This window comes from Pseudomonas migulae NBRC 103157 (assembly GCF_002091715.1).
Lineage (GTDB): Bacteria > Pseudomonadota > Gammaproteobacteria > Pseudomonadales > Pseudomonadaceae > Aquipseudomonas > Aquipseudomonas migulae_A.
In genome coordinates this window covers 122,919-147,000 of sequence record NZ_BDAG01000004.1, presented here as the reverse complement: position 1 = coordinate 147,000, position 24,082 = coordinate 122,919, and the positions used below count along the sequence as shown (strand labels likewise).

The following is a 24,082-nucleotide window of genomic DNA, read 5'->3' as shown; positions in this document are numbered from 1 at the left end:
TCTTCCTGCGTCGCAGCAAATCCGCAGGATAGGTTTTTGCGTGGTATCCATATGCTTTTGCGGTATTTAAACTCTTCTTTTTTATACCTTTAAAGTCGGTGCCTGCCGGGTGGTTATCCACCGCCCAGCCTGGTCGGGCTGTACGTGGAGCTGGCGCGCAACACGCCGCTGCTCATCCAGCGGTTCTTCGTTTACTTCGCCTGCCGGCGCTGGGCATCAAAGTCTCGTGATGCCACAGGCCAGCGACGTGAAAAACCTCGATGACCTGGCGACCCGCACCACCACCGGCACCACGGCGGACATCTGGCTGACCAAGAATCACCCTGACTGGAAACTACTGAAGTTCGAGAAAACCCCCGAGTCCCTGCAAGCCTTGGCCAACGGTCGTGGCGACGCGTAAGCGCAAGACAATCTGGTGCTGTTCAGCTGGGCCAGGCAAAACCCTGGCTATCGCGTGCTGAGCCAGATGTTGAGCGCCGAAGCGCCGATTGCGCCGACGGTGAAGAAGGGCAATATCGAACTGCGTGACTGGGTGAACGCCGAATTAGCGAAGCGGGGTGAGGAAAAGTATTTGCTCAAGCTGTACGACCAGTACGTGCGCAAGGAACTGAGCGATGACACCAAGCCTGAGAGCGTGATTGTCGAGGGTGGGAAGTGGCTGGGGTGATTAGCTAAAGGAGGCGGTGTTCTTTCGGTCGTCTTCGCGAGCAAGCCCGCTCCCACATTGGACCGCGTCCGCCGGGACAACTCGGTCTAATGTGGGAGCGGGCTTGCTCGCGAAAGCGGTTTGTCAGGCGCCGCTCAGTCCGGCCAGTACCACGCCGGCTCATCCAGTATCCGCTGCCCGATAATCCCGGTCTGGCCGAGGTTTTTCTCCAGCACGATGCAGTTGCATTCCGGGTCTTCCTGCAGCGCCGAGATCAGCCGCCGCGCATGGGACACCACCCACACCTGACACTGCTCCGACGCCCGGATAATCAAGCGCGCCAACGCCGGCAACAGGTCTGGATGCAGGCTGGTTTCCGGCTCGTTCAACACCATCAGCTTCGGTGGGCGCGGCGTCAGCAACGCCGCCACCAACAGCAAATAGCGCAACGTTCCATCGGACAATTCAGCCGCCGACAGCGGCCGCAACAACCCTTCCTGATAAAACTCGATGGCGAATCGGCCGCGAGCCAGCGGCTCGATATGCAGCCGTGCACCGGGGAACGCGTCGCTGATGGCGTTGCGCAAAGCTTCGGGGTCGCCAATCTCGATAATGGTCTGCAACGCCGCCGCCAGATCCCTGCCGTCGTGGTGCAGCACCGGGGTGCGGGTGCCCAGTTGTGGCTGACGCACTGGTGCATCGGCATCGCTGCGAAAGTGATCGTAGAAGCGCCAGCGGCGGATGAACTCGCGCATCTCCAGCACCTCCGGCGAGGTACGCAGGCTGCCGACCTGATCGAACAGGCTATCGAAAGTCGGCGTGTGTTGAGCCAGCACGTCCCAGCTGCGGTTGGCTCGGGTGCGGATCATCGGGCCGTCGCGATCCACCAGCAGGCTCGCTGGACGATAGAACGCCCCGGCCCACAGGCATTCGCGCTTGATTTGCGGGTCGAGGCTGAAACGTGACTGAATGGGTGAGCTGTGCCCGGGTAACATGAAATAACCATTGGATTCGGGCAGCCCCAGGCTGATCGAGTAACCGAAATCTTCGCCGGCAAACCCCAGGCGCAGGCGTTTGGCGCCGTGACGCACGGTCGCCTCGATTGGTACTTCACCATTACGCATGCGCCGGGTGATGGTTTCCGGTCCGGCCCAGAAGGTCGAATCCAGCCCGCCTTCACGGGCCAACGCATTGACCACGCCGCCCTGGGCAGTTTCGGCCAGCAGGCGCAACGCGCGGTAGAGGTTGGATTTGCCGCTGCCGTTCGGCCCGGTGATCAGGTTCAAACGACCCAGCGGGATCACCAGTTTATTGATCGAGCGGTAATTGGCCACCGCGAGGGTTTTGAGCATTGGGTGATCTCACGATAATCGTGCAGGCGAAATTGCATTGTAGGAGCTGCCGAAGGCTGCGCTCTTTTGACGTTGACGAGGATCAGTTCCCCGCAAGATCAAAAGATCGCAGCCTTCGGCAGCTCCTGCAGTGGGAAATGCTCTATCGGCGTGGGCGAAGGTGGAACCCTGTTCTAAGCTCACAGTCGTATCGCCATTGGCACGTTCGTACAGCGCAAAGGAGTCTGCATGGCTGGTCCCGGATTGAAAAGAGTGGTTGGCCTGAGCCTCCTTGTCCTGTTGAGTGCTTGCGGCGAAAAACCACACGTTGAAAAGGATCGTCCGCGAGTCTTCGTGCAAGCCGTCAAACCGGCGGATTACGCCGCGTCCGTGACACTCACCGGCGATGTTCAGGCGCGCGTCCAGACTGAGCTGTCGTTTCGCGTCGGCGGCAAGATCATCCAGCGTATGGTCGATGTCAGTGACCGGGTGTCGGCCAAACAAGTGCTCGCCAAACTCGATCCGAAAGACTTGCAGACCAACGTCGACTCGGCCCAGGCGCAGGTCGTCGCCGAACAGGCCCGGGTCAAACAGACCGCCGCCGCCTTCGTTCGCCAGCAAAAACTCCTTCCCAAGGGCTACACCAGCCAAAGCGAATACGACTCCGCCCAGGCTGCATTGCGCAGCAGCCAGAGCGCGCTGACGGCCGCCCAGGCGCAACTGGCCAACGCCCGCGAGCAATTGAGTTACACCGCGCTGATCGCCGATGCACCGGGAGTGATCACTGCCCGTCAGGCCGAAGTCGGCCAGGTCGTGCAGGCCACGATGCCGATCTTCAGCCTGGCGCGCGACGGTGAGCGCGACGCGGTGTTCAACGTCTACGAATCGCTGCTGGCAGAGTCACCCGAAGACAAAACGATCGTGGTCAGTCTGCTCGATAACCCGGCCATCAAGACCACGGGCACGGTTCGGGAGGTCACCCCGGCGGTTTCCGCGCAGACCGGCACGGTGCAGGTCAAAGTCACCCTTAACGGATTGCCCGAAGGCATGCAGCTTGGCTCGGTGGTCAGTGCCACAGCGAAGACACTGGGCAAATCGGCGGTTGAGCTGCCGTGGTCGGCCCTGACCAAAAACCTCAGCGACCCGGCCGTGTGGCTCGTGGACGACGAAGGCAAGGCGCAGCTGCATTCGGTCACGGTCGGTCGTTACCTGACCGGCAAAGTCATCATCAGCGAGGGCCTGAAGGGCGGCGAAAAAGTCGTCATCGCTGGCGGCCAGTTGCTGCACCCCGGGGTGAAAGTGGAAATAGCCGAAAACACCTATAAGGACCTGGCCGAAGGAGCCCAGCCATGAAGCGCCTGTTGCTGGTGTTCGCCGGCGTGATGCTGGTGGCCTGTTCGGAAAAAGAGCCGCCGCCGGAGCCGGTGCGCCCGGTGCTGTCGGTCAAGGTCCAGGCGCTGGACGAGGAAAATCTCGGCCGTTTCGCCGGCAGTATCCAGGCCCGTTACGAAACCAATGTCGGCTTTCGCGTGCCGGGGCGCATTGCCAGCCGTAACGTCGATGTCGGCGCCGAAGTCCAGAAGGGCGCCTTGCTCGCCACGCTCGATCCCACGGATCAGCAAAACCAGCTGCGCTCGGCCGAGGGCGATCTGGCGAAGGTCCAGGCGCAACTGATCAACGCCCAGGCTAACGCTCGGCGTCAGCAGGAGCTGTTCGATCGCGGGGTCGGTGCGCAGGCACAACTGGACATCGCCCAGACCGATCTGAAAACCACTCAGGCCTCCCTCGACCAAGCGAAGGCCGCGGTCGATCAGGCCAGGGACCAGCTCGGTTACGTCGAACTGCGCACCGACCACAAAGCGATCGTCACCGCGTGGAATGCCGAAGCCGGTCAAGTGGTGACCGCCGGCCAGCAAGTGGTGACCCTGGCGCAGCCGGACATCAAGGAAGCAGTGATCGACCTGCCCGATACGCTGGTCGATCAGTTGCCGGCGGACGTGGTGTTTCAGGTCGCCGTGCAACTGGACCCGAGCATCACCACCACTGCCACCGTTCGCGAAATCGAACCCCAGGCACAGAGCGCCACCCGCACCCGTCGAGCTCGCCTGACCCTGACCGATACGCCACCGGGCTTTCGCCTGGGCACGGCGATCAGCGTGACCCTCAGCTCGGCCATCAAACCGCGTATCGAGTTGCCCCTGACCGCGCTGCAAGAGGTCGATGGCAAATCGCGAATCTGGGTCATCGACCCACAGACACAAACAGTTTCGCCGCGTGACATCAGCCTGATCAGCCGCACCGATTCCACCATGGTCCTGGCCAACGGCGTGAAGTCCGGCGAGCGAGTGGTCAGTGCCGGTGTGAACAGCCTGAAGCCCGGGCAGAAAGTGAAAATCGACGAGGACGGCCCACAATGAAAGGGAGTTTCAACTTATCCGAATGGGCCCTCAAACATCAGTCGTTTGTCTGGTATCTGATGTTCATCGCGCTGTTGATGGGCGTGTTCTCGTACATGAACCTCGGTCGCGAGGAAGACCCCTCGTTCACCATCAAGACCATGGTGATCCAGTCCAGCTGGCCGGGCGCGACCCAGGAAGAAACCCTCAAGCAGGTCACGGACCGCATCGAGAAAAAGCTCGAAGAACTCGATTCTCTCGACTACGTGAAAAGCTATACCCGGCCGGGCGAATCGACGGTCTTCGTGAACCTGCGCGACACCACCAGCGCCAAGGACATCCCGGAAATCTGGTATCAGGTGCGCAAGAAGATCAACGACATTCGCGGCCAGTTCCCCAAGGGCCTGCAAGGGCCGGGGTTCAACGACGAATTCGGTGATGTGTTCGGTTCGGTGTACGCCTTCACCGCTGACGGCTTGTCGATGCGCCAGTTGCGCGATTACGTCGAGCAGGTCCGTGCCGAGATCCGTGAGGTGCCGGGCCTGGGCAAGGTCGAGATGGTCGGCGAGCAGGATGAAGTGCTCTACCTGAACTTCTCCACCCGCAAACTGGCGGCGCTGGGCATCGATCAGCGTCAGGTCGTGGAAAGTCTGCAATCGCAAAACGCGGTGACGCCGGCCGGGGTCATCGAGGCCGGGCCGGAGCGAATTTCCGTGCGCACCTCCGGGCAGTTCGCTTCCGAGACAGATCTGGAAAACGTCAACCTGCGGCTCAACGATCGCTTCTATCGTCTGGCTGACATTGCCGACATCAGCCGGGGGTATGTCGACCCGACGACGCCGGAGTTTCGCTACAACGGTCACCCGGGCATCGGCCTGGCCATCGCCATGAAGAAGGGCGGCAACATTCAAGAGTTCGGCAAGGCGCTGCATCAGCGCATGACCGAGCTGACCGCCGACCTGCCGGTGGGCGTCGGTGTGTACAACGTTTCCGACCAGGCTGACGTGGTGGAGAAGGCCGTCGGCGGTTTCACCAGCGCGCTGTTCGAAGCGGTGGTGATCGTGCTGATCGTCAGTTTCGTCAGTCTCGGCGTGCGCGCCGGTCTGGTGGTGGCGTGCTCGATTCCGCTGGTGCTGGCGATGGTCTTCGTCTTCATGGAATACAGCGGCATCACCATGCAGCGTATTTCCCTCGGCGCGTTGATCATTGCCCTCGGCCTGCTGGTGGACGACGCGATGATCACGGTAGAGATGATGGTCACCCGCCTGGAGATGGGCGAAACCAAGGAGCAGGCGGCCACATTTGCCTACACCTCGACCGCATTCCCGATGCTCACGGGGACGCTGGTGACAGTGGCCGGTTTCGTGCCCATCGGCCTGAACGCCAGTTCCGCGGGTGAGTACACCTTCACGCTGTTTGCGGTGATCGCCGTGGCGATGCTGGTGTCATGGGTTGTCGCTGTGTTGTTTGCCCCGGTGATCGGCGTGCACATCCTCAGCGCCAACGTGAAACCCCATGACGCCGAGCCTGGGCGCATCGGCCGTGCCTTCAATTACGGCATGCTCTGGTCGATGCGCAATCGCTGGTGGGCCATCGGCATCACCATTGCCTTGTTCGTGGCGTCGGTGTTTTCCATGCAGTTCGTGCAGAGCCAGTTCTTCCCGTCTTCCGACCGCCCGGAAATCCTCGTCGACTTGAACCTGCCGCAAAACGCTTCGATCTCTGAAACCCGCAAGGCGGTGGACAAGCTCGAGGCCACGCTCAAGGACGACCCGGACATCGTGCGCTGGAGCACCTACATCGGCGAAGGTGCGATCCGTTTCTACCTGCCCCTCGACCAGCAATTGCAGAACCCGTACTACGCGCAGTTGGTCATCGTCAGCAAGGGGCTGGAATCGCGAGAAGCCCTGAGCCAGCGTTTGCGCGAGCGCTTGCGCAAGGATTTCGTCGGCATCGGCAGCTACGTGCAGGCGCTGGAAATGGGCCCGCCTGTCGGGCGACCGATTCAGTACCGGGTCAGCGGCAAGGACATTGACCAGGTGCGCAAACACGCCATCGCCCTGGCCACCGAACTGGACAAGAACTCGCACATCGGCGAGATCATTTACGACTGGAACGAGCCGGGCAAAGTCCTGCGCATTGATATCTCTCAGGACAAGGTGCGGCAACTGGGGCTGTCGTCGGAAGACGTGGCCAACCTGATGAACAGCATCGTGGTCGGTGCGCCGGTGACGCAGGTCGATGACGATATCTACCTGATCAACGTCGTCGGTCGTGCGGTGGACGCGGAGCGCGGTACGCCGGAAACCTTGCAGAACCTGCAGATCGTCACGCCGAGCGGCACTTCGATTCCACTGCTGGCCTTCGCCACCGTGCGCTATGAACTGGAGCAGCCACTGGTGTGGCGTCGCGACCGCAAGCCGACGATCACCATCAAGGCTGCGGTGCGCGATGAGATTCAGCCGACCGATCTGGTCAAGCAGCTGAAGCCGGAAATCGACAAGTTCGCCGCCGGTTTACCGGTGGGCTACAAAGTCGCCACCGGCGGTACGGTCGAGGAAAGCGGCAAGGCCCAAGGGCCGATTGCCAAAGTCGTGCCGTTGATGCTGTTCCTGATGGCGACCTTCCTGATGATTCAGTTGCACAGCGTGCAGAAGCTGTTCCTGGTGGCCAGCGTCGCGCCGCTCGGTCTGATCGGCGTGGTACTGGCGCTGATCCCGACGGGCACGCCGATGGGCTTCGTGGCGATCCTCGGGATTCTGGCGCTGATCGGCATCATCATCCGCAACTCGGTGATCCTGGTGACGCAGATCGATGCTCTGGAGAACGAGGGGTTGTCACCGTGGGATGCGGTGGCGCAAGCCACGGAACACCGGCGCCGGCCGATTCTGCTGACGGCTGCGGCGGCGAGCCTGGGGATGATCCCGATCGCGCGGGAAGTGTTCTGGGGGCCGATGGCTTACGCGATGATCGGCGGCATCATCATCGCGACGTTGCTGACGCTGCTGTTTCTGCCGGCGCTGTATGTGGCCTGGTACAAGATTCGCGAGCCGCAGGAAGAGGTGCAATAAAGGCGAGCGCTTCGCGCTCATCGCTGGCAAGCCAGCTCCCACAGGTTCAGTGTGAACGCAGATTCCGTGACCACTGAAGATCATTGTGGGAGCGGGCTTGCCCGCGATGGCGTCAGTAAATGCACCACAACCCTGAGGCGTTACACCTTACGCCAAACGCTGGCCAACCAAGGCTGCTGCTCCCGTGGCAACCCCGCTGGCCGGTAGTAATGTTCCAGCTCCACAAACCCCGCCTCGGTCAGCAAACCCTGCCACGCCTGAAGATCGTGATAAGCCCCATACCGCGGCCCATTCCACCCCTCCTGATTCTCACCACGCGGATTGGAACTGAACAACACCCCGCCCGGTTTCAACGCCCCGCGCAATTCCTTCAACACCCGTGGCAATTCCTGACGCGGAATGTGGAACAACACTGCATTGGCGAAGATCCCGTCGAAGCGTTCAGCCGGCAGGTCAAGCTTCAGAAAGTCCTGTTGCCACACCTCGCAGCCACTGTCTTCGCGCGCCATTTGCGCAAACTTCTCCGAACCGTCGAGGCCGACCGCGGTGTGACCCATGCGCGTGAACGTCTGCAAATCCCGACCCGGTCCGCAGCCAAAGTCGAGAATGTCGAACGGCGCCTCGCCCTGGATATGCCGCAACAGGGCGTCGATATTCTGGCTGACATCGTGATCGCGCGTCCCTTCGCGAAAACCTTCGGCCACCGAGTTGTAGTGACTCAGGGTGGTGGAGGTGATCTGTTCGAGGTCGGCGGGAGTCTGTTTCATGGTCGGGCTACGCAGGCAATTGGGATTTGCCGAATATACGCCATCAGGTCTGGGGCTGCTGCGCAGCCCATCGTCGGATCGCCTTCGTCGGATCGCCGCCCGGAGCAAGCCCGCTCCCATATTCGAACGCGTAGTTCAGGCGGGCGCGGTCAAATGTGGGAGCGAGCTTGCTCGCGAGGGCGATCTAACAGCCGCCGACCTGTTACTTCTTACAGTATCGGCCCGGCCAAAAAAGGCTCAGTCTTTTCTCGACCCCGAGCGAAGGACCGTCGAGACCGTGAACGCTCACCCAAATACACCGAGGTTGTCGGTTATTGATTCGCGCGCCCTGGCGATTCGCGAGGTGGGCTACTGCCGGCACCCGGACGAGAGCGACATTGAGTCACGCATCACCCGGCAAGTCTTCGACGCAGCGGGGCGTTTGGTTGCGTCGTCGGATCCCCGTTTATGGGCATCCGCGTCGAGGCCGAATCTGGCAACAATTTATGGATTGAGTGGCCAGTCATTGCTGACGGACAGCGTGGACGCCGGTTGGCAACTGAGCCTGTTGAATCCGGCCGGTTCGCTGTTTTCGTTCTGGGACGCCAGAGGCAGTCAGCGTCGCATCGACTATGACGATCAGCAACGCCCGATAACCGTCACGGAACAGGCCGACGACGCACTACCGCGCGTGGTCGAGCGACTGACCTATGGTGGCGCTGCCCCGGCATTCGCCGTGCATAACCAATGCGCAAAGCTGATCCGTCATGACAATCCGGCCAGTACCCGCTTCGTCACCGACTACGGTTTGGCCGGTGCGGAATTGAGTGAAAGCCAATGCTTTCTGATTGACCTTGAAACACCCGACTGGCCAAGTGAATTCGAGGCCCGGGACGCGTTGCTGGAAGATCAGTCGTTCGTCACGCGGCACGTCTTCTTTCCCACGGGCGAGATCGAGCGTCAGACCGATGCCATGGGTAATGTCCGAACCTTTGCCTACGACGTGGCAGGCAGGCTGAGTGAGACCTGGCTCCTACTGGCTGGAGAAGGCAAACAACCGCAATGCCTGGTCAGCGACATCCGCTACAACGCCCACGAACAGATCGAAAGTGAAATCGCTGGCAACGGTGTGAAAACGCAAGCCGAGTACGGTGCCGATGACGGTCGGATGATCAGGCTGATGGCGGCGGTCGGGAATCAAAAGCCGTTGCAGGACTTGAACTACGTCTATGACCCAGTAGGCAATATCGTTGAGCTGGAGGACAAAGCCCAAGCCGTTACCTGGTTCAACAATCAGCGTATCGAACCGATCAACCGCTACCGCTACGACAGTCTGTCTCAACTGGTCGAAGCCAGCGGCTGGGAAGTCGCCAACCCCGGCCACGGACCGGCGTTACCGGACTTGCTGCCCACACCGCTGGACCCCAATCAGCGGCGCAATTACACCCAGCGCTTCGAGTACGACGCGGCGGGCAATCTGATCACTCGCCACCACAGCGACGCGCCAGGTTTCTCGATGTTCACCTCCGCCCGCAGCAACCGAAGCCTGGCGCAGCGGGACGATGGTTCATTGCCCGGCGAGCCAGAAATCGAGTCAGGCTTCGATGCCTGCGGCAATCAGCTGGAGTTGCAGCGCGGCCAAGCCATGACCTGGGACATCCGCAACCAGTTGCGCCGGGTGACCCTGGTGAAGCGCGTAAACGAGCTCGACGATTGCGAATGCTATGCCTACGACCGCCCCGGCCACCGGCTGCGTAAGATGCATGTCAGCCAGACCAGTGGCCGAACCGTACATGCTGAAGTCCGTTACCTGCCGAACCTGGAAATCCACGGAGAGGCCGATTGTGAAGTGCACCACGTCATCAACGCCGAAGCGGGACGTTGCAGTGTTCGAGCCTTGCATTGGCCCGAAGGGGCGTATACCGATCAACTGCGTTACAGCCTCTGCGATCACCTCGGTTCCAGCACGTTGGAGCTGGACGGTGCGGCAGGCGTACTGACGCAGGAGCACTATTTCCCTTTCGGAGGCACCGCCTGCTGGGCGGGTAAAAACGCGTTGGTGGCGAAATACAAAACGATTCGATATTCCGGCAAAGAAAGGGATGCAACGGGCCTCTATTATTATGGATATCGTTATTACGCGTCGTGGTTACAGAGGTGGTTGAACGCAGATCCTCTTGGGATAGTCGATGGGTTGAATGTTTATCGTTCTTTCAAAAACAACCCAATTAATTTTATTGATTTCGAAGGTGCAGTTGTTTTGCATTTTGCGCAGGAGACGCGTAGTAGAAATGTAATTCTTCAGTCCAATGTTGTCGTAAATTATGAAGTTCCAAAGATGCGCCCAGGTGCTGATATTGCTTTTTATCTTGAACAGTCCCAGCCGGGTAATAGTTTTACTGGGATAGTAAGTGTTATTCCTGCCGCAATAGATGATGAACTGAGCGGCATTGTTGATATTTATCCTTTGGGGGAAGGCTCGCGATTACGATCGGCTGAAGAATGGCAGTCCCCTTATGAGGGGCGCTTGCACGACGAAGGAACCCCGATTGTGCACAAGAGCGCACGTAGTGGGTTTAAGGTTTCACATCTACAAGCTGTAAATATTTTTTCGAGGCAAGAATCCTTCACGATCGGATTTACGTTTAATGATGTGCGAGGCCTCCCACCACTTTCAGCAGAAGGATATCGAAGGGTGCCCGCAATAGTTGGAACGTCCAGGTCGTTGAATCTTGAAAAGACTTATAGAGTTCCAGATGGTTTTGCTTCCGTAGGGGGAAATATAGATGACTATAATGAAGCGGCGAGTATGTTTGCGAGCAATAGTTATGGGGTCGAAAGTTTTGCCGAGCTGTCAATAGAAGTAAAGCGAGACTTGCTGAATATGTTTTCAGAAGTTAGCGATGCCTTAGGCTCTAATTCGCCTTCGTTTAGACAGCTATTTGATGCTGAGCTTCAAAGGCCGGAGTTACAGGTGCGTCGCAAGGCAAGTTTGGCGGCGTAGGAGTAGGCCCTTTACCTCACTCTTACGCCTTCAAAGCGCGGAGCGATTTAGCTCGTATCAACGCTTGTTCAACCCCCGCGCCAACCGATCCCCACCCAACTGAATCACCGCCACCAACACCACCAGCAACACAATCACCGTCAGCATGATCTGGCTATCGAACCGCTGATACCCATACCGATAAGCAATGTCCCCCAACCCGCCAGCACCAATCGCCCCGGCCATGGCCGATGAGTTGATCATGGTCACCAAGGTGATCGTGAAACCGCCGACAATCCCCGGCAACGCTTCAGGCAACAACACATGCCAAACGATATGCCAACGCCGGCACCCCATCGCTTGCGCTGCCTCTATCAAACCGAAATCCACCTCTCGCAAACTGACTTCGGCGATGCGCGCAAAGAACGGCGTGGCCGCAATCGTCAGCGGCACTACAGCGGCCCAGACACCGTAAGTGGTGCCCACGATCAACCGTGTGAACGGAATCAACGCCACCATCAAGATCAAAAACGGAATCGAGCGGAACAGGTTCACGAAGGCGCCCAACACGCGATTCAGCACCGGTGCTTCGTAGATTCCGCCCTTGTCGCTGGTGACCAGAATCACCGCCATCGGAATACCCGCCAGCAGCGCGATCAATGACGACACGCCCACCATCAGAAACGTGTCGATGAAACCTTGCATCAAGCGATCAAACCACATAACCCAGCACCTCCACCTGTTGTGCCCAATGACCGGCGCGCTGGCGCAGCTCTTCGGCACCGAGAGACGAGCCGGTCACCGCCAGCAGCAGTTGCCCCAGTGCATGGCCCTGAATCCGTTCCACACCGCCTTGCAGCAAACGCACACGGCCACCGAGTGCGGCGAGCAGCGCTGCCAGATCCGGTTCGTCCGTGGCGCTGCCGGTGAATTGCAAACGCAGGACCACAGCGGCGTCGGCCGACTGTGGTTGTGTCTGAAGACGACTTTGCAGCTCCTGCGGCAACGCGTGTTGCAGCGGCGCGAGCAAGGTTTTGCTGACCTCATGCTGCGGGTTGCCGGAGACTTCCCAGACCGGGCCTTGTTCGACGATGCGTCCATGCTCCAACACCACGACGCGGTCGCAGATGTCGCGGATCACCGCCATCTCGTGAGTGATCAGCACGATGGTCAGGCCCAGGCGCTGATTGATCTCGCGCAGGAGGCCGAGGATCGATTGCGTGGTCTCCGGGTCCAGTGCCGAAGTGGCCTCGTCGCACAGCAGAATCTCCGGGTCGTGCACCAGCGCGCGGGCGATGCCGACGCGCTGTTTCTGTCCGCCGGACAACTGCGCCGGGTAGGCTTTGTGCTTCTCTTGCAGGCCGACCAGCTCCAGCAGCTCACGAACTTTGCGCTCGCGTTTCTCCTTCGGCACACCGGCGACTTTGAGCGGCAATTCGACGTTCTGCCAAACGGTCTTGGCCGACATCAGGTTGAAGTGCTGAAAGATCATGCCAATGCGCCGACGCAGGGCCACCAGACGGTCTTCATCGAACTCGCCGATGTCCACCTGATCGATCAGCACGCGGCCCGTGCTCGGTTGTTCGAGGCGGTTGATGGTGCGGATCAGCGACGACTTGCCGGTGCCGCTGCGGCCGATGATGCCGAACACTTCACCGCGCTGGATCGCCAGGTCGATGCCGTGCAGCGCGGCGACCGGACCTTGCTGGCCGTTGTAGGTTTTGCCCAGACCGATGAAGCGCACGTGAGCACGGTTCAGGTCGGGGTGCAGTTCGGTCTGTTCGGCTTTTCGAGGCTCTGGAGTCTCCAGTCGCCGTTGGATCGCGGCCGTCATTCTCAGCTTTCCCAACCGGCTTGGTAGAGCTTGCCGTGAGCCTTGTCCAGGGCTGCGCGAACGGCTGGTGAATGCTGGTAGATGTCGACGAATTTGATCAGGCGCGGGTCGGTTTTGCTTTTTGGCTGGATCACGAACTGGATCACGTATTCCTTGTGGTCGAGACCATCGAACAGCAGGGCCGAGCCGGCATCGAAGGTTTTCGACAAGCGAATGTACGCCGGGTAGCCCTGAACCAGATCGGCATCATCGTAGGCGCGCACCAGTTGCACGGCTTCGACCTGAAGGATTTTGATTTTCTTCGGGTTGGCGATGATGTCTTCTTCGGTGGCCTTGTAGCCGACGCCCGGTTTGAGCGTGATCAGCCCGGCCTTGGCCAGCAGTTGCAGGCCGCGACCGCTGTTGATCGGGTCGTTGGCGATGGCCACGCTGGCGCCTTCCGGCAGCTCGTCGAAGCTTTTGTATTTTTTCGAGTAGAGGCCGACGTTGTTGATGATCCCCGGCGCGAACGGCACCAGGTCAAAACCGGAGGCGGCCTTGGCATTCTCCAGGAACGGGATGTGCTGGAAGTAGTTCACGTCGATGTCGCCGGCGGCGAGGCTGACATTGGGGGCGATCCAGTCGGTGAACTCGACGAGTTCGACTTTCAGGCCTTGTTTGTTGGCTTCTTCGACGGCGGCCTCCAGGGGGATGGCGAACGCGGCCGTGGTGCCGACTTTCAGCGGCGCGTCGGCGGCGAAGGTGATGGAGCTGAAGAGGCCGAGGGCCAGGGCCAGTGCTTTGACTGGGCGAGAGAGGTCGTTCTTTTTCATAGTGAGTTTTCCAGTCAGGGCATTAAATGTGTGTTGTTGGTGCGGGCCTCATCGCCAGCAAGCCGGCTCCTACAGGGGGATCGCGTTCTCCTTGTGGAGCCGGCCTGCTGGCGATGCTTTTAGCGGCTTCTGCAGGGGATCGCGGTGTCCTTGTAGGAGCCGGCTTGCTGGCGATGCTTTTAGCGTCGGTAAGCAGATCCGGTGTGTTGCTCAGGCAAATGCGCCTCTGCGTGAAACAGCTTCTCCCGCAGGCTGCCATTGTCATAAACGGTTTTGTACGACCCGCGCCGCTGCAACTCCGGAATCACCAGTTCGATGAAATCCACATAGCTTTCCGGTGTGACAATCCGCGTCAGGTTGAAGCCATCCAGCCCGGTTTCGGCGATCCACGACTCCAGCTCATCGGCCACTTGTTCCGGCGAACCGACCACGGTGATGTAGCGACCGCCGAGAGCGTGTTGCTCGAGCAATTTGCGGCGGGTCCAGTCGTTGTTTTGCAGGTTTTTGGTGGCCGACTGAATCGCGTTGCTCTTCACGTACTGGATCGGCTCGTCGATTTCGTACTCGGAAAAATCGATCCCGGTCGACGCCGAGAAATGCGCCACGCCGGCCTCGGCACTGGCGTAGCTCAGGTACTCGGCGTGCTTGGCCCAGGCCAGTTCTTCGGTGGCGCCGACGATCACGTTCAACCCCATGAACACCTTGATGTCCTCAGGATTGCGCCCGGCCTCGACGGCGCTGGCGCGGACCTTGTCCACCTGAACCCTGGTCGATGGTTTGTTCTGACCGCTGATGAACACACACTCCGCGTGGCGCCCGGCGAACAGCAAACCGCGATCCGAGCTGCCGGCCTGGAACAGCACCGGCGTGCGCTGCGGCGACGGTTCGCAGAGGTGATAACCCTCGACCTGATAGAACTCACCCTTGTGCTCGACCTTGTGCACTTTGTTTGGCTGCGCATAGATCCGTTGCTGCGGATCGTTGAGCACCGCGCCGTTTTCCCAACTGCCTTCCCAGAGTTTGTAGAGCACTTCGAGGTATTCATCCGCCTGGTCGTAACGACGGTCGTGTTCGACCTGTTCGCTCAGGCCCATGGCCTTGGCGGCGCTGTCGAGATAACCGGTGACGATGTTCCAGCCGACCCGACCGCGACTCAGGTGATCGAGCGTCGACATGCGTCGGGCGAACAGATAGGGCGGTTCGTAAGTCAGGTTGGCGGTCAGTCCGAAACCAAGGTTCTTGGTGACGGCAGCCATCGCCGAAACCAGCAGCAGCGGGTCGTTGACCGGCAACTGGATCGACTCTTTCAGCGGCACGTCCACTGAGTTCTGGTAGACGTCGTACACGCCGACGATGTCCGCGATGAACAGCCCGTCGAACAGTCCACGCTCCAGCAACTGCGCCAGTTCGGTCCAGTATTCGATGGTTTTGTATTGGGTCGAGGTGTCCCGTGGATGCGTCCACAAGCCATGGTTGATGTGCCCGATGCAGTTCATGTTGAACGCGTTGAGCAGGATCTTCTTCTTACTCATCAGATGGTCCCCCGCAACGGCGGGTTTTCATCGTTGAGGTAGTAGTTGCCCACGGCGTGATACTTCCAGCGCACCGGGTCGTGCAGCGTATGAACCCGAGCGTTTCGCCAATGGCGATCCAGTCCGTGTTCGATCAGGGTTGCCTGGCTGCCGGCCAGTTCGAACAGCGTGCTGCCAGCGGCGAGGGAGATTTCGGTGCTGATGGCGCGGGCTTCGGCAACGGCGATCGACGCAGCGGCGACAGTCTCGGCGTTGGTCTCGGCCTGGGCCTTGTCGAGGTATTCACCGGAGCGCTCCAATAAGGCTTCGGCGGCGTGCAGGCGGATGCTCAGATGGCCGAAGCTCTTGATGGTCAGCGGGTCGTCGGTGGCTTTTTCATGAGTGGCGTCGATCCATGGCCGGGTTTTGGTCCGCACAAAATGCAGTGCATCTTCATAGGCGGCGCGGGCGATGCCGGTGTCGATGGCGGCGTGAAGAATCTGAGCCAACGGGCCGACGGTCGTCGGGCGTTCGAAAGCGCTTTGAAACGGGATCACGTCTTCGGCGGCGACGTAGACGTCTTCGAAGACCACCGAACCGCTGCCGGTGGTGCGCTGGCCGAACCCGCTCCAGTCATCGATGACGGTCAGGCCTTTGCTGTCGCGCGGGACGAACGCCAGTTGCTGTACACCGTTTTCATCCACTACCGACGTCGGGATGCGTTGTGCGTAGATCGCTCCCGTGGCGTAGAACTTGCGGCCATTGATGCGATAGCCGTCGCCATCGCGGGTCAGGCTGGTGACGCGGTCGTGAGCGGTTTTGGTCCCGAGTTCGGCGAGCGCATTGCCGAAGCGCTGGCCGGCCAGCACTTCCGCATAGAGGCGTTTTTTCTGCGCTTCGCTGCCATTCACTCGCAGCACTTCGAGGGCATAAAAATGGTTCTGCGGAATTTGTCCGAGGGAGCCGTCAGCCTGGGCGATCAAGGCGATCACCCTGGCCAGCGTGACGTTGGAAACGCCAGCGCCGCCGTACTCCTTCGGCACGCTGATGCCCCACAGGCCCGAGCGGGAAAACACTTCCAGTTCGGGGTGCGGCAAACGGCGTTCGCGGTCGCGCAGGGCGCTGTCGCGTTTGAAATCTTCAGCCAGATCAGTGGCGACAATCAGGGCTTGCTCATCGCTGGTGATGACCGCGACGTGGTGAGAAAGAGTCATAGGTTTCTCCAGATGTCTGGTCGTCAGATCCAGGAATGGCGAGCCGGCAACGTGCCGTTCAAGTGGTAAGCGCCCACGGCGTGATACTTCCAGCGCACCGGGTCGTGCAGGGTGTGCACGCGGGCGTTGCGCCAGTGGCGGTCGAGGTTGAATTCGGCGAGGGTGGCGCGGCTGCCGGCCAGTTCGAAAAGTTTTTCGCTGGCCAGCAACGAAATCTCGGTGGTCAGCACCTTGGCTTCGGCCACGGCAATCGAAGCTCGCGCAGCGGAGTCGGCGGTGAGCGGCGCAGCGTTGACCTGGTCGAGCACTCGCCCGGCCTTGCGCAGCAGCGCTTCGGCGGCGTGCAGTTCGATTTTCAGTTTGCCGATATCCGCAATCACATACAGATCATCGCTGGCGCGTTCGACCTTGGCGTCGATCCACGGCCGTGCGCGGGTTTTCACGAATTCGATGGCGTCGTCGATGGCACCGCGGGCGATGCCGGCGTCGATGGCCGCTTGAATCAATTGCGAGACGGCACCCTGGATATTCGGCTTGTCGTTGATCTTCCAGTTATCCACCACCAGCTCGGCGTCGACCCGCACGTTGTTGAGCAAAATGGTGCCGCTGGCGGTGGTGCGCTGGCCGAAACCGGACCAGTCATCGACGATGCGCAAACCTGGCGTGCCACGACGGACAAAGGCCAGCACTTGCTTGCCGTCGTCGTTCAGCGCCTTGACCGCAACCCAGTGGGCGAACAGAGCGCCAGTGGAATAGAACTTCTGCCCGCTGATGACAAAACCGTCGCCGTCGGCGGTGATCCGTGCCTTGAGTTCAAGGGTGTTTTTGGTCCCGCGTTCCGGCCCGGCATTGCCGATGCGCCAGCCTTCGAGCACGCTTTTGAACAGCTGCTTTTTCTGCGCTTCGGTGGCGCTGCCGAGCACCAGGTTGAGAATGCCGAACTGGTTCTGCGGGATCTGTCCCAATGCCGGGTCGGCCGCGGAAATGATCGCGAACACCTCGGCCAGGGTGACGAACGAAACCTGCGGGCCACCGTATTCGCGCGGGATGGCGATGCTGCCCAAGCCGCTGCGGGTGAACTGTTCGATTTCCGACCATGGCAACTTGCGCTGCTGGTCACGTTTGGCCGCTTGCAGGCGGGCAGCGTGCGCCAGTTCATGGGCGGCCTTGATGGCTTGAGCGTCGTTGCGCAAGACCTGCGCGGGCAACAACAGGGGAGCGATGTCCAGATCACTCTGGAGGGTTGCTTCTGCAAGACTGGACATCAGTGCCGCTCCTTGGCTGCACGCAATGCCCTGGCGATCTGCACTGGGGTGATTGTGTTCCGGACCATACCTACCTCACATCTCATGGAACGCTGCGATGGTTGCAGCGAAGTAAAAACAAGAATGTCCGGTGGTCCGGTTCATATACCCTAAGCGTGTATAAAAAATTAATAAACTAACTTTTAGGAATATGAATAGAAGTGTGTCGTGAGCAACTGTACACAGCGCAACACTTTGTTTTTGTAGCAACAGACACAGCCCGCGTTCGGATTCTGTAGGAGCGAGCTTGCTCGCGAAAAACGTGTAGGCAACGTGTTCATTCAGGTGGCCAGCGTCATCGTTGACGTCCATCGCGAGCAAGCTCACTCCTACAGTAAGAACGGCGGCGTTGGCTTTCCTTCAACAGCCATGAGCCATTCCTTTCGGCGGCATCCTGAGGTACGGATTGGCACAACCAATCTTCAGCATCCGCGCCGGTGCCCAGCGGGAGTTGTTACCCACTCGGTCGAGGATGCAGTAGGTCACTTCCAGCCGCAGGTCTTCGCCTGCTTCGAGAATGATCGCTGGCGGCACCCAGACCTGAATCGGCTTGCCCACGTCGCTCGCCTTGAGCCGTGGCAAGTCCATGCGCACATCGCCCCAACGCAGGGTGATTTCATCGTCGGCGGCCATGTTCAGGTACGGCTCGATGGTCAAGGGAACGCCGCGCTTGATCTGGTTCGGGTTAACGCCCAGACGGCGGATGGTTTCGGGAAGGCTCACCGGTGCAAGACGCTGGTTTTCGTCACCACACAGTGCAGATGGCGGGCCGCCGGGGCAGTCGAGCTTGACCTGGACACGGGTTGCCGACGACAGCGCAGGCCCATGGCCGACCTGCATGAGCCGATAGTGAATGCGCGAGGAGCCATTGGCGATGAAGCTTTCCGGCACTCGCAGACTGATCGCTTTACCGACGTCCTGGGTATTCAGCACCCTGGAGGCCACGTAGCAGTTGTCCCAGAACAGCTCGATCAAGTCGCCTTCATCCATGCCGGGGTAAGGTGCGACGTCGATCAGCAGATGAGCTGCCGAGGTGATGTTGATGCCGCTCTTGTGTGATTGCGCCACGGTCGGCGCCGCAAGTCCGGGTTTGTTCGAGGTGTTTTTCATGGGGTTCTCCTTGAAGTCTTGCAGCGAAGTCCGTTTCTGAAAGAGCTGAATGGCCGAGCAACAGACGGCTCATTACTTTCGTATGAAAACAAGGATGGGTCGTGAATGCTTACATCGGCTGGAGACTAGATAAGAGTGCGCAGGAATAACTGTCAATAGCATGAGTTAGTTAAATAATGCATCTGATGTTATTCAGAAAGCTCCTACGCTTTCAGGTCAGGAAACTGCATCGTGCTGTCGAACATGACCACTGAAATCACGGGTTTCAGATGCCGTGGGAGCAGGCTATACGCATGGCAGTGGTTGAATTTCTCGAGGATTTTAGGCGAGGTTAATCTGCAGCAGGACATATATATGTACCGCACACGATATCGAAAAATGGATAAATTATTTGAGAATGTTTGAGGGGGTATATGAAGGTGCAATGTGACTTCCATCCATGGAAGTTAGCACTTTGTTATTGCAGCTCAGTTGTGAGCATTGTTCAGAAACTTGCTGAGGAACTGTTTTGTGCGTTCTTCTTTAGGATTGGCAAACAGCGCCTTGGCTTCGCCTTGCTCGACGATCACACCCTTGTCGAAAAACACCACGCGGTTGGCCACGTCACGGGCAAAACCCATTTCGTGAGTCACGATGACCATGGTGCGCTTCTCTTCGGCCAGGCTGCGGATGGTCGCCAGTACTTCACCCACCAGCTCCGGATCGAGCGCTGAGGTGGGTTCATCGAACAGAATCACTTCCGGCTCCATCGCCAGCGCGCGGGCAATCGCCACACGCTGTTGCTGTCCGCCGGAGAGGCGTCGCGGGTAAGCGTCTTCCTTGCCCGCCAGGCCAACCCTGGCCAACAGTTTTTTACCCAGGGCAACGGCGTCGGCGTGCGGGATCTTCTTCACGATGATCGGGCCTTCGATGACGTTTTCCAGGGCGGTGCGATGGGGGAACAGGTTGAAGTTCTGGAACACGAAGCCAACGTGCTGACGCAAGCGTCGCACCAGGCTCTGCTGCTGGTTCAACGGACGGCTGCCATCGATTTCGATGTCGCCGACCTTGATCCGGCCGCTGGTGGGTTCTTCGAGAAAATTCAGGCACCTCAGGAACGTGGTTTTGCCCGAACCGCTAGGCCCGATGATCGCGACGACCTCGCCTTCCTTCACTTGCAGATCGATGCCGTTGAGCACGACTTGACCCTTGAACTGCTTTGTCAGTTTTTCCACGACAATCATGGGGTCAGGACTCCTGGTCGTGCCGATTGACCCGCTCTTCCAACTTGTTCTGCAGGTGCGAAAGCACCGTGGCCAGAATCCAGTAGATCAGCGCGGCGGCAAGGTACATGGTGAACACTTCAAAGGTGCGTGCCGTGATCAGCTGCGCCTGGCGGAACAACTCCGGCACCTGGATGGTGGCGGCCAGCGCGGTGTCCTTGACCAGCGAAATGAAGCTGTTGCCCAGCGGCGGCAATGCGGTGCGCATTGCTTGCGGGATGATGGCCCGGCGCAGTGTCTGCGCACGGGTCATGCCGATGCTGGCGGCAGCTTCCCACTGACCGCGCTCGATGGAGCTGATCGCGGAACGCAGGATTTCACAGGCGTAAGCGGCCATGTTCAGCGAGAAGCCGATCAGGGCCGCCGGCAGCGGATCGAGTTCCATGCCCAATTGCGGCAAGCCGTAATAGATCACGAACAGTTGCACCAGCAACGGCGTGCCGCGAAAGAACGACACGTAGATGCGGGCGATCCAGCTCACCAGCTTGAAGCGCGACAGGCGCATCAGTGCCAGGCCGAAGCCCAGCATGAGGCCGAAGAACATCCCGCCCAGGCTCAAGATGACCGTGAAGTAGGCCCCCTTGAGCAGGAAGGGCAGGGAGTCCAGTGCGAGTTGGAAAGCTTCTTCCATTATTTAGTGACGTCAGCGCTGAAGTACTTTTCCGAAAGCTTTTTCAGCGTACCGTCAGCTCGCAGCTTGTCGATGGCTTTGTTTACCGCAGCCAGCAACTCAGGCTCGCCTTTGCGCAGGGCAATACCGGCTTCCTGACGGGAGAACGCTTCGCCGGCGGCGACAGTGTCCTTGGCCTTCCTGGCGTATTCCAGTGCGGCGAGGCGGTCGATCAGAATGGCGTCGATGCGGCCGACGCGCAGATCCTGGAACTTGGTCGGATCATCGTCATAGGTCTTGATAATGGCTTTAGGCTGATTGTCCTTGAGCCATTGTTCGTAGTTGGTGCCCAGGCCTACACCGACTTTCTTGCCAGCCAGATCGGCGGCGGTCTTGATGGTGTCTTTGTTCTTTTCCAGAACCAGCGCCTGAATCCCGGAAATGGTGTACGGCTCGGAGAAGTCGTACTTCTTCTTGCGCTCTTCGGAGATGGTCACCTGGTTGATCACCGCGTCCAGACGCTTGGATTCCAGCGCCGCGAGGATGCCGTCCCATTTGGTTGGTTGCAGTTTGACCTTCACGCCCAGCTCTTTGGCCAGGGCTTCGGAGAATTCGACTTCGAAACCGGCCAGTTTGCCGTCGGCGTCAACGAAGCTGAACGGTGGGTAGGTGCCTTCCAGACCGACGTTGATCACGCCCGCGTCCTTGATTTTTTGCAGCTGCTCACCGGCAACCGCTTGCCCCAGCAGGCCGGCGCTCAGCGCCAGGCCCAGCGAACCGACCAGCAGATTTCGACGTAATGCGGAAAAATTCATGACAAGCCCCTGTGTTTTCTTATGAGAACGCTTTTAGGAATGTTGGCAAAATCGGGATTTGGACGACTGCAATATCCTGCCCTAAAGCAGCGTATGCGTCTCGCTGCAAATTCGCCTGCGGCGAGACTATATGACGGCGCTTTTAGATAGGAAAATAATAAATATTCTATTTGTTATTCTTTAATTGCATATGTCGCCAGTAGACCGCTATCGCCAGCAAGCCGGCTCCTACAGGGTTTGTGTCGTGCATAAATCTTCGTTCGACACGAACCCCGTAGGAGCCGGCTTGCTGGCGATAGAGCGCAAAGCGCTCTTAAAAAGCCGATTTGTAGGCAAACAACGCCGGCGCCCCGCCGGTGTGCAGGAAGATGATCGGCCCTTCATCAAACCGCTGACGACCAATCCCGTCGAGCAACCCGGCCATGGCCTTGCCGGTGTATACCGGGTCCAGCAGCAATCCTTCCTGACTCGCCACCAGCTTCACCGCCGCCAGCGTCCCGGCATTCGGCTCGCCATAACGCGGGCCAAAATATTCGTCCCACAACTCGACCTTGAAACTGGCCGGCAGGCGCACGTCCAACAAGGCCGCGGTACGCTCGGCCAGGCCCTGGACCTTGGGCCGCTGATCTTCATCGCTGCGCGACACCGTCACGCCAATCACTGGCAAATCCGGCAGTACTTCGCTCAACGCGAGTGCCAGGCCGCTGTGGGTTCCGGCGCTGCCGGAGGCCAACACCACCGCAGCGAACGTCAGGCCGGTGTCCTTGATCTGCTCGGCCAGTTCCAGCCCGGCGCGCACATAACCCAAAGCGCCCAACGCGTTCGAGCCGCCAATCGGCACCAGATACGGCTTTTTGCCGTTGCTGCGCAGGCGTGAGGCCAAGGCTTCCAGTTGCTCGTCAGCGTTGTCGAGGTTTTCCACCAACTCGACCTTGGTATCGAACAGGTCGAGCAACAGCCGATTGCCGTTGCCGACATAGTTGGCGTCGTCGGTGCCCAAAGGATTTTCCAGCAGTGCCACGCAGCCCAGCCCCAGTTTCGCCGCGAGAGCAGCGGTCTGGCGCACGTGGTTGGATTGCAGCGCGCCAGCGGTGATCAGCGTGTCCGCACCCTGAGCCAGCGCATCGGCGGCCAGGTATTCGAGTTTGCGCAGCTTGTTGCCGCCCATCGCCAGCGGTGTCAGGTCATCGCGTTTGACGTACACGTCGCGGCCGAGCCAGGCCGACAGGCGTTCGAGTTTTTCCAGAGGGGTCGGGTGGCTGAGTAGATCGAGGCGGTCGAAACGGGCGAGCTGTTGTTTGATCATGGGTCCGTACTGGCGGTGGAAGATGTCAGGACTATAGGCACGGCTATAAGTGTGGGCAACCGGCAAGGTGACTTATAGCCAAACGTGCTGAGCACAGCACAATCGGTTCTTAATTCGGCTTCCAGACCTTGCCGTAAAGTAATCGCCGTCAGTGCGGCCAGACAGTCCGGCCGCCCATGTGGAGTTTTTTACCGTGAGCGAGCGTTCCAGCCATTGGCAATTGCAGACCATCGTCAGCCAGCTGCGCACGGCGCGCGACCAGTGGCGAGCCCAAAACGGCCGCGCCAGTGGCGAGCAGGGCGGTCGCGAATTGCCCTCCCGAGCGGCCATGGCAGAGATTCTTGAAGCGCTGTGCGGTGCGTTGTTCCCGATGCGCCTCGGCCCGGTGGACCTGCGCGAAGAGAGTGAAGATTTCTACGTCGGCCACACGCTGGACGTTGCGCTGAACGCGTTGCTGGGGCAGGCACGACTTGAACTGCGTTACGCCGCCCGCCACAGCGCCTCGGCCGACACTGAAGTCGAAGCCAAAACGATCCAGATCATTCAGGACTTCGCCCTCGCCCTGCCGGGGCTGCGCAGCTTGCTGGACACTGACGTGCTGGCGGCCTATCACGGTGACCCGGCGGCCCGCAGCGTCGATGAAGTCTTGCTGTGCTATCCGGGGATTCTGGCGGTGATTCACCATCGCCTCGCGCATCATTTGTACCGCGCCGGACTGCCGCTGCTGGCGCGGATCAGTGCAGAAATCGCTCACTCGGCGACCGGTATCGACATCCACCCCGGCGCGCAAATCGGCCGCAGCTTCTTCATCGATCACGGGACGGGCGTGGTAATCGGCGAGACGGCGATCATCGGCGAGCGCGTGCGGATTTATCAGGCCGTGACCCTGGGCGCCAAGCGCTTCCCGTCGGACGAAGACGGCCAGTTGCAGAAGGGCCATCCGCGGCATCCGATTGTCGAGGATGATGTGGTGATCTATGCCGGCGCGACGATTCTGGGGCGGATCACCATCGGCAAGGGCTCGACCATTGGCGGTAACGTCTGGCTGACCCGCAGTGTGCCGGCGGGGTGCAACCTGACGCAGGCGAATCTGCAGCATGATGATGGGACGCAGAAGTAAGGCCCGGGATC

General features: G+C 59.8%; 18 protein-coding genes and 2 pseudogenes. 7 read left to right on the top strand and 13 right to left on the bottom strand.

The features are described 5' to 3' along the window. Nucleotides 1-132: 132 nt before the first annotated feature. A pseudogene (locus PMI01S_RS30905) lies at nt 133-227 on the top strand (amino acid ABC transporter permease); the annotation flags it as partial. Between the two features lie 5 nt (nt 228-232). Then, a pseudogene (locus PMI01S_RS05330) lies at nt 233-667 on the top strand (type 2 periplasmic-binding domain-containing protein); the annotation flags it as partial. A gap of 134 nt (nt 668-801) precedes the next feature. On the opposite strand, the gene PMI01S_RS05325 reads toward PMI01S_RS05330, so the two are convergent. Further along, nucleotides 802-1,998: an AAA family ATPase gene (locus PMI01S_RS05325; RefSeq protein ID WP_084318317.1), complete on the bottom strand. Its 1,197-nt coding sequence runs from the start codon at nt 1,996-1,998 to the stop codon at nt 802-804. A 228-nt stretch (nt 1,999-2,226) separates the two neighbouring features. Between PMI01S_RS05325 and PMI01S_RS05320 the strand changes: the two genes are divergently transcribed. From PMI01S_RS05320 to PMI01S_RS05310, 3 genes are read left to right on the top strand one after another with little or no spacing between them, the layout of a single operon-like run. Beyond that, nucleotides 2,227-3,330, top strand: coding sequence for an efflux RND transporter periplasmic adaptor subunit (locus PMI01S_RS05320; RefSeq protein ID WP_084318316.1), 1,104 nt, complete (start codon nt 2,227-2,229; stop codon nt 3,328-3,330). Next, the gene (locus tag PMI01S_RS05315) at nt 3,327-4,394 is read left to right on the top strand and encodes an efflux RND transporter periplasmic adaptor subunit (RefSeq protein WP_084318315.1); all 1,068 of its coding nucleotides are present in this window, start codon (nt 3,327-3,329) and stop codon (nt 4,392-4,394) included. The genes PMI01S_RS05320 and PMI01S_RS05315 overlap by 4 nt, the downstream gene beginning before the upstream one ends. Then, nucleotides 4,391-7,444, top strand: coding sequence for an efflux RND transporter permease subunit (locus PMI01S_RS05310; protein WP_084318314.1), 3,054 nt, complete (start codon nt 4,391-4,393; stop codon nt 7,442-7,444). The genes PMI01S_RS05315 and PMI01S_RS05310 overlap by 4 nt, the downstream gene beginning before the upstream one ends. A gap of 140 nt (nt 7,445-7,584) precedes the next feature. Here the strand turns inward: PMI01S_RS05310 and PMI01S_RS05305 are convergent, their stop codons facing one another. Then, nucleotides 7,585-8,211: a class I SAM-dependent methyltransferase gene (locus tag PMI01S_RS05305; protein ID WP_084318313.1), complete on the bottom strand. Its 627-nt coding sequence runs from the start codon at nt 8,209-8,211 to the stop codon at nt 7,585-7,587. Here PMI01S_RS05305 and PMI01S_RS05300 point away from each other — a divergent pair. Continuing rightward, on the top strand, nt 8,210-11,194 hold the full coding sequence (locus PMI01S_RS05300; RefSeq protein ID WP_235864390.1) for an RHS repeat domain-containing protein: 2,985 nt from the start codon (nt 8,210-8,212) through the stop codon (nt 11,192-11,194). The two genes, PMI01S_RS05305 and PMI01S_RS05300, sit on opposite strands and share 2 nt — an antisense overlap. 57 nt (nt 11,195-11,251) lie before the next feature. Here the strand turns inward: PMI01S_RS05300 and PMI01S_RS05295 are convergent, their stop codons facing one another. The 11 genes from PMI01S_RS05295 to PMI01S_RS05240 all read right to left on the bottom strand — a co-directional run bounded on the left by PMI01S_RS05295 (nt 11,252) and on the right by PMI01S_RS05240 (nt 22,951). Beyond that, a complete protein-coding gene (locus tag PMI01S_RS05295; RefSeq protein ID WP_084318312.1) occupies nt 11,252-11,896 on the bottom strand; it encodes a methionine ABC transporter permease in 645 nt (214 codons plus the stop codon). Further along, on the bottom strand, nt 11,886-13,007 hold the full coding sequence (locus PMI01S_RS05290; RefSeq protein WP_084318311.1) for a methionine ABC transporter ATP-binding protein: 1,122 nt from the start codon (nt 13,005-13,007) through the stop codon (nt 11,886-11,888). The genes PMI01S_RS05295 and PMI01S_RS05290 overlap by 11 nt, the downstream gene beginning before the upstream one ends. 2 nt (nt 13,008-13,009) lie before the next feature. After that, nucleotides 13,010-13,819, bottom strand: coding sequence for a MetQ/NlpA family ABC transporter substrate-binding protein (locus tag PMI01S_RS05285; protein ID WP_084318310.1), 810 nt, complete (start codon nt 13,817-13,819; stop codon nt 13,010-13,012). 179 nt (nt 13,820-13,998) lie between these two features. After that, the gene (locus PMI01S_RS05280; RefSeq protein WP_084318309.1) at nt 13,999-15,351 is read right to left on the bottom strand and encodes an LLM class flavin-dependent oxidoreductase; all 1,353 of its coding nucleotides are present in this window, start codon (nt 15,349-15,351) and stop codon (nt 13,999-14,001) included. Further along, complete coding sequence (locus PMI01S_RS05275; protein ID WP_084318308.1) at nt 15,351-16,544, bottom strand: SfnB family sulfur acquisition oxidoreductase; 1,194 nt, start codon at nt 16,542-16,544, stop codon at nt 15,351-15,353. Before PMI01S_RS05275 ends, PMI01S_RS05280 begins: the two co-directional genes overlap by 1 nt. A 23-nt stretch (nt 16,545-16,567) precedes the next feature. Next, nucleotides 16,568-17,809, bottom strand: coding sequence for an SfnB family sulfur acquisition oxidoreductase (locus PMI01S_RS05270; RefSeq protein WP_084318307.1), 1,242 nt, complete (start codon nt 17,807-17,809; stop codon nt 16,568-16,570). Between the two features lie 399 nt (nt 17,810-18,208). Further along, complete coding sequence (locus PMI01S_RS05260) at nt 18,209-18,958, bottom strand: hypothetical protein (RefSeq protein ID WP_084318305.1); 750 nt, start codon at nt 18,956-18,958, stop codon at nt 18,209-18,211. Between the two features lie 467 nt (nt 18,959-19,425). Continuing rightward, nucleotides 19,426-20,181 carry an L-cystine ABC transporter ATP-binding protein TcyN gene (tcyN, locus tag PMI01S_RS05255; protein WP_084318304.1) on the bottom strand — a complete coding sequence of 252 codons (756 nt, stop codon included), beginning with the start codon at nt 20,179-20,181 and terminating at the stop codon, nt 19,426-19,428. A gap of 4 nt (nt 20,182-20,185) precedes the next feature. Next, on the bottom strand, nt 20,186-20,851 hold the full coding sequence (tcyL, locus tag PMI01S_RS05250) for a cystine ABC transporter permease (protein ID WP_084318303.1): 666 nt from the start codon (nt 20,849-20,851) through the stop codon (nt 20,186-20,188). Beyond that, nucleotides 20,851-21,645, bottom strand: a complete 795-nt coding sequence (gene tcyJ / locus PMI01S_RS05245) for a cystine ABC transporter substrate-binding protein (RefSeq protein WP_084318302.1) — start codon at nt 21,643-21,645, stop codon at nt 20,851-20,853. Before tcyJ ends, tcyL begins: the two co-directional genes overlap by 1 nt. Nucleotides 21,646-21,958: 313 nt before the next feature. Further along, nucleotides 21,959-22,951, bottom strand: a complete 993-nt coding sequence (locus tag PMI01S_RS05240; protein WP_084318301.1) for a D-cysteine desulfhydrase — start codon at nt 22,949-22,951, stop codon at nt 21,959-21,961. A gap of 193 nt (nt 22,952-23,144) precedes the next feature. Between PMI01S_RS05240 and epsC the strand changes: the two genes are divergently transcribed. Then, nucleotides 23,145-24,071 (top strand): serine O-acetyltransferase EpsC, encoded by a 927-nt coding sequence (gene epsC, locus PMI01S_RS05235; protein ID WP_084318300.1) that lies wholly within the window; start codon nt 23,145-23,147, stop codon nt 24,069-24,071. Nucleotides 24,072-24,082: the final 11 nt, after the last annotated feature.